Source organism: Flavobacterium sp. (assembly GCF_043780635.1).
In the GTDB taxonomy this organism is placed as follows: Bacteria; Bacteroidota; Bacteroidia; order Flavobacteriales; family Flavobacteriaceae; genus Flavobacterium.
The window spans coordinates 1-2,213 of record NZ_JAYWCK010000116.1; the positions used below are offsets into that span (position 1 = coordinate 1).

At 34.7% G+C, this 2,213-nt stretch carries 2 protein-coding genes; both read left to right on the forward strand.

What is annotated here, in order from left to right:
- The coding region (locus tag ACH2BV_RS10420; protein WP_395050664.1) for a sensor histidine kinase at positions 1 to 415 on the forward strand (415 nt) is incomplete at its 5' end.
- Positions 412 to 2,213, forward strand: a 1,802-nt coding sequence (locus tag ACH2BV_RS10425; protein WP_395050665.1) for a histidine kinase dimerization/phospho-acceptor domain-containing protein, incomplete at its 3' end; no start/stop codon positions are given. The genes ACH2BV_RS10420 and ACH2BV_RS10425, both read left to right, overlap by 4 nt.

Here is a 2,213-nt window from a genome sequence, read left to right on the forward strand (position 1 = left end):
GCCTCGATTCAATGCCGATTTTAAAACAAATTTTGATCAAAACTTGCCAAAAATAAAGATAATCCCGCAAGATTTTGGGCGAGTTTTATTAAATGTGATCAACAACGCTTTTTATACGGTTCAACAAAAAAATAAGCTAAACTTGGAAGGCTATAAACCATTGGTGAATATCGAAACGCACTTAGAAGAAGATGAAATTGTAATCAAAATTCAAGATAACGGTTTAGGTATGTCCGACAGTGTAAAAGCCAAAATTTTCCAACCTTTTTTTACCACAAAACCAACGGGCGAAGGTACAGGTTTGGGACTAAGTTTGGCTTATGATATTATTACCAAAGCTCATGGAGGGACTTTGGAGGTGGAGAGTGTTGAAGGAGAGGGGAGTGAGTTTACAATAAAATTATTCCTTTTATGAAAATACAGAAATTGGTCGTTTTTGGAATGCTTTTATTTCAAAGTTTTTCAACTTTAGCTCAAGGAGAAGCTATTGAGTACGGTTATTTAAGCGATGTGTCTAAATTTTCACGCATTCCTTTAGACACCGTCTGGGAATATTTCCCAGATGGACATATTGAATTTGAAAACTTGGATGCAAAAGCTACTTGGATAAAGGCAAATCCTATACTGCTACAAAATGCTAAAGGTAAACCTTTGGCATGGTCGGGTATTGGCTGGTTTCAACAAAGATTTAAAGTACCAGACTCATTAAATGGAAAATTAATTGCTTTGAATATGGGCCATTTTGGTGCATCAGAAATTTATTTAGATGGTAAGTTGGTTCGTTGTTATGGGGATGTATTGGCTACTTCTGGTAAAGGCAAAAGTTTTTTACCTCGAAAACCATTTACCGCAATGCTCAATAATGAAAGGATTCATACATTTAGGGTACGATATGCCGCACATAAGTTTGATAAAGTATTACAACCCAAATTGTTTTTAGGATTTTGCCTGACCATTGCACCATTATCAGAATCATATATATCCACCTCTATCGTAACATATCATGGCGTATTTTCAATGAGTTTGTATTTAGCATTTACGTTGCTTTTTTTCTTCCTTTTTTTATTTTATCCACAGCGGTTGGCGAGTCTTTTTACAGCTTTATATTTATTAAATTTCTCAGTCCTTTTTTCAAGTATGTTAATAGCAGGCATAACGACTGATGCTTCAATCTATGCGTGGTCAAATTTGCTGTGGAAATCTTCAGTTTCATTAGTTGGAGGCTGGTCTTTACTTTTTATTTATAGCATATATTATAGAAAGATGCCTCTTAGATCTTGGCTAATAGTAATAGTGATGATTATTAATATTTCAATAATCCTGTATCCATTTATTGAAAACTTTTTTTTAATGTTTATTAATATATTGATAGGACTTGAAACATGGCGAATTACTATTTTAGGTATCAGAGATAAACGTCCTGGCTTTTGGATATTGGGTATTGGTCAATTTTTAGGTACACTCTTTTTTGTTTTCTTCATCGGAAATTTATTTCATTTATTTCCGCCGTTGTATAGTTCCTTTTCAATAATAAGGGAAATCGGGGGATTTCTAAGTGATTTGAGTGCTCCACTCATGTTTTCGTTGCAATTAGCTTGGGAGTTTGGTTCATCTAATCGGAGTTTAAAAGAGCAATTGGACGAAATTCAAAAATTGTCAAAAGAAAATTTAGAAAAAGAAAAAGAAAAGCAGCATATCCTCGCCACACATAATGAAGAGCTCGAAAACCAAGTAACAGAACGTACCACTGAACTTCAACAATCTTTATTTAATCTCAAAGCTGCTCAGGCTCAACTCATCCAATCTGAGAAATTGGCTTCCCTCGGCGAACTTACGGCAGGCATTGCCCACGAAATTCAAAACCCATTGAATTTTGTAAATAATTTTTCGGAGTTGAGTGGAGAATTAATTGATGAAATGAATGAAGAAATTGACAACGGAAACTTGGAAGAAGTGAAAGCAATTTCAGGAGATTTGAAGCAAAATTTAGAGAAAATCAATCACCACGGCAAGCGAGCAAGTAGTATTGTAAAAGGAATGCTCGAACACTCAAGAGCAAGTACGGGTGTAAAAGAATTGACCGATATTAATGCTTTAGCCGACGAATATTTAAAACTTTCGTATCATGGCTTGCGAGCGAAAGATAAAAACGGTTCGACGCCTCGATTCAATGCCGATTTTAAAACAAATTTTGATCAAAACTTGCCAAAAAT